At 65.4% G+C, this 2182-nt stretch carries 2 protein-coding genes and 1 pseudogene; 1 reads left to right on the top strand and 2 read right to left on the bottom strand.

Going from position 1 to position 2182, the window contains the following annotated elements:
* Both EOA28_RS33445 and EOA28_RS33440 read right to left on the bottom strand, forming a co-directional pair.
* Positions 1–461 (bottom strand): annotated as a pseudogene (locus EOA28_RS33445) (carbohydrate kinase); the annotation flags it as partial.
* Positions 458–1240: a DeoR/GlpR family DNA-binding transcription regulator gene (locus EOA28_RS33440; RefSeq protein ID WP_127252375.1), complete on the bottom strand. Its 783-nt coding sequence runs from the start codon at positions 1238–1240 to the stop codon at positions 458–460. The gene EOA28_RS33440 and the pseudogene EOA28_RS33445, both read right to left, overlap by 4 nt.
* Before the next feature lie 193 nt (positions 1241–1433).
* Between EOA28_RS33440 and EOA28_RS33435 the strand changes: the two genes are divergently transcribed.
* A partial coding sequence (locus EOA28_RS33435) for a class II aldolase/adducin family protein (protein ID WP_148671026.1) occupies positions 1434–2182 on the top strand: 749 nt, incomplete at its 3' end.

The raw sequence follows: 2182 nt of genomic DNA, 5'->3' as shown, positions 1-2182 counted from the left end.
CTCCAATATTGCGGATAGCCGAGGATCGCCTTCGCCGCCGAGAAGGCGCCGGGCTCCACTTCCTTCAGCCACAACATGTGGCGGCCATAGTTGAAGCCGAGCGGCAGGCGCGGCGAGAAGGTCTCGGCGAAATCGGGAATGCGGCGATCGATCCGCGCGGCGATATCGGCCGGCGGCTCCTGCTCATAGTCGAGGATCGGATGCGTCAGCGCCGTATCGTCGACCAGCGCGAAGGTGCAGCCATGGCCGGACACCACCAGACCTCCGATGCCGTGGGCATCGGCGGCTTCGTCGACGGCTTCCAGCGCCCAGTCATGCAGCGCCGCTTCATCAAGCACACTAATGCCGCCCTTACGTATCCAGTCGGGTTTCGTGCGCCGTTCGTCGACGATGCGCCCGTCCTGGCCGAAGACGAACAGCTTCGAGTTGGTCTTGCCGAAATCGAGCACCGCCATCTTCACTGGACGGCTCCCGAAGGCGAGGCGATACGCACGGTGACGCCGGCATCTTCCAGCATGCGCGCATCGGCGTCGGAAAGGCCGTCATCGGTCACCAGCGTGCCGATGCGCGACAGCGGCAGCGCGACGCTGCGGGCATGGATCGACAGCTTGCGGCTGTCGGCCAGCACCACGATCTGGTCGGCGCAGAGACTGAGATCGACGATCGAGCGCACCAGCAGCGGATGCGATTCCAGCACGCCCTCATGGCCGAGGCCCTGCGCGCCGAGAAAGAACTTCGAGGCATAGAAGGGCGTGGCCTGAGTGAGCGAATGGATGATGCCGGGTTCGCGGTGCAGATCGCCGCCGGCGATGGTCAGGCTGCAATGGCCATGGTCGCTGAGATAGGCAGCGAGCGGCATGGAATTGGTGAAGAGCCGGATGTTGCGGTCGGCGAGCTTGACCCCGAGATGGAAGCAGGTCGAGCCGCCATGGACGATGACCGCATCACCGTCGCGCACCATGGTGGCGGCGACAGCGGCGATCTGCCGTTTGGCATCGACCGCCAGATCTCGGTTCTCGTCATAGGGCCTGGCATAGGCGATGCCGGCTTGCGAGGCGCCATCGAGCGCCGAGATGCCGCCATAGACCTTCCTGGCCTCGCCAGCCTCGTCGATCTTGTCGATGTCGCGCCTGACCGTCGCCGCCGAGACGCCGAGCCGCTCCTGCAGCTCGCGCACCGAGGCGAACGGCCGGTCCCGCAACAGCTCGACGATCTGACGCTGGCGGCCGGAGTCGCTCAATTTTTTCCTCCCGACAATGCCATTTGCACGGCAATTGGTGCAACTTACTCAACATCGGGCGGATTGCAAGCCAGTTTTGATGATAGTAGATCACAGTTGACGTAGATCGCTCGCATCTGCGATATCATCGCCAATCATTCTCCCGTGACGGGAGATCGTGCGAGACCGACCGAGCCGTTGGAGGAAGATCGCCATGGCGACCACAGTTGATGCGCAGGAGCTGGCTGCCTTGCGAGCGCTTTCGGCCGCCATCGGCGCCGATCCGCACCTGACCCAGGCAGCCGGCGGCAACACATCGCTGAAGGCAGGCGACACACTGTGGATCAAGGCCTCCGGCACATGGCTGAAGGACGCGCTGACCGACGACATCATGGTGCCGGTGGCGATGGATCCGCTCATCGAGGCGGTGAAACAACGCGATCCGAGCGCCGACAAGCCACAGGCCTTCGCCATCGATGCCCTCAATCCGCGCGGCTTGCGGCCGTCGATCGAGACCACCGTGCATGCGCTGATGCCGCAACGGGTGGTGCTGCATGTCCACTGCGTCGAGACGATCTCACTTGCCGTCCAGGCCGATTGCGAGGCCGAGGCCGGGCGGCGTCTTCAGGGGATCGCGTGGGCGTATGTTCCCTATCGCCGGCCTGGCCTGCCCCTTGCCCAGGGCATTGCCGAGCGCCTCCGGCCGGGGGTCGACGTGCTAATCCTCGGCAATCACGGCCTGGTCGTCGCGGCGGAGACCGTGGCCGAGGCGGAGCGTCTGCTGCATCGGGTAAGATCGCTCCTGGCCCGCCCGGCGCGGCAGACAGCGGCCCCGGATATCGCGGCGCTGACGGCGCTTGCCGACAGCAGCGGCTATCGATTGCCGGCGGATGTCGAGGCGCATGCGGTGGCGCTCGACCCGGACAGCTGCCGCATCGCAGAAGCCGGCAGCCTCTATCCGGA

Origin of the sequence: Mesorhizobium sp. M2A.F.Ca.ET.067.02.1.1 (assembly GCF_004023285.1) — a bacterium.
Classification (GTDB): Bacteria; Pseudomonadota; Alphaproteobacteria; order Rhizobiales; family Rhizobiaceae; genus Mesorhizobium.
The sequence above is the reverse complement of the archived record's forward strand: the minus strand, read 5'-3'. Positions and strand labels throughout refer to the sequence as shown.